General features: G+C 76.5%; 1 pseudogene. It reads right to left on the bottom strand.

Going from position 1 to position 1,713, the window contains the following annotated elements:
- Nucleotides 1-1,464: 1,464 nt before the first annotated feature.
- Nucleotides 1,465-1,686: pseudogene (locus GY24_RS17980) on the bottom strand (AIR carboxylase family protein); the annotation flags it as partial.
- Nucleotides 1,687-1,713 lie beyond the last annotated feature (27 nt).

The raw sequence follows: 1,713 nt of genomic DNA, 5'->3' as shown, positions 1-1,713 counted from the left end.
CGCGGCACCGGGAAGCGGCTGGGCCTGCTCGGAGCGCGGGGCGCCGAAGACGGGCGTGAATGCGGCGCCGGCGGAGTACGCCAGCGTCCCCGCCTGGTTCGGTGTGGCCGGGGCCGGCTGCGCGGCGGCCGGTGCGGCCGGAGCTGGGGCGGCCGGTGCCTGCTGGAGAGGTGCCGGCGCGGTCGGGGCCGGCTGGACGCCGGGCACGCGGAGCGGGGCCTCGCTCGGCGCCGGTGGCGCGATGAGCGGCGGCAGCACAGCGGCCGGCGCAGCGGGCTGCTCAGCGGGCTGCTCGACCGGGGCCGGGGTGGCCGGGGCGGTCGGTTCCGCGTCCTCCGCGACGGGTGCGTCCTGCTCCGACGCGGCGGCGTCGACGTCGGACGCGACCGGGGTGGCCTCATCGGCTCCGGGCATGATCGCGGCGAACCACTCGGCGAGTACGTCATCGGAGGTCGTCGCCGACTCCTCGTTCTCGTCGCTCTCGTTCTCGTCGCTCTCGTTCTCGTCGCGCTCGGGGGCGTCGCCCGCGGGGGCGGCCGGTGCGGCAGCGAACGCGGCCGCGGGAACTGCGGCAGCGACCGGAGCGGCGGGTGCGGCATCGACGGACGGCGCGGCGTGCGCAGCCGGGGTGACCGCTGCGGGCTGCTCGGCTGGTCCGTCAACTTCCGCTGGCGCGACAGCGTCAGCGGGCACGGCAGCTTCAGCTGGCGCAGCAGCCTCCGCGGGCACGGCAGCTTCCGTTGGCGCGACAGCCTCGGTCGACGCCGCGGGCTCCGCCTGCAGGTCGGCGCCCGTGACGCGGGCGAAGAACGCGGGCACGATCGGCTCTGCGGCCTCGACCGGCGCCGCCGGGGCGACGGGTGCAGCGGGCGCGACCGGCACAGCCGGAGCGGCGGGCACGGACGCAGCAGGCACAACCGGCACGACCGGCGCCGGCGGGAGGCCGGCATCCGCTGCCGGGGCGCTGTTGGCGGCACCGGCCGTCAGGCCCCACTGGAACACCGGGCCGGCCGGTTCCTCTGGCTCTGCGTCGTCGTCGAAATCGTCGTATTCGTCGTCGTAGTGGGCATCCAGGCCGTCGGCGGGGATGAGGATCGCGGCGGTGAAGCTCTGGTCGAGCGGGGAGCCGGTGTCGGCGGGCTGCGGCGCGACAGGTGCTGCGGCGGCAGGAGCCGGCGGCGTGAGCGGCGCTGCGGGCGTCGCTGCCGGCGGCTCGACGAGCGGAGCCGGCGGGGTCTTGAACATCCGCGGGGTCGGGGATTCCGCGACGGTCGCGGCGCCGGCGAGCGACTCCGTGCCCGTGTACGGCGCGGTGTCGGCCAGGGGTGCTGCAGGCACCGAGGGCGCGGGCGGCGCCGAGTGGGGCAGCGCGGCTTCGGGCGACGCGGCGGCGACGGGGAACACCTCGGTGAACGGCTGGGTCTCACCCAGCGCGGCGGTGTCGGCAAAGTTCGAGGCAGCGGCGGGGGCGGCAGGCTCCTCGACGCGTGCGGCCGCGATGATGACCTTGAGACCGCGCTCGCGCGCCGACTTGCCGTAGGCGATCATCTTCTCCGGGGTGCGGTGCGCGGAGAGCACCTCGACCTCGAAGGGGACCCCGAACTCGCGGAGCAGCTCCGCGGCCGCCGACATGACGTTCCAGTCGGAGTCCGAGCCCATGACGACGCCGACGAGGGCACCGGTCACAGGGTCGTTGGCGGGGAGGGAGTTCGC

The organism is Microterricola pindariensis, assembly GCF_002936985.1.
GTDB lineage: Bacteria > Actinomycetota > Actinomycetes > Actinomycetales > Microbacteriaceae > Microterricola > Microterricola pindariensis.
Note: the sequence above shows the minus strand (reverse complement) of the source record. Positions and strands in the feature narration are given on the sequence as shown.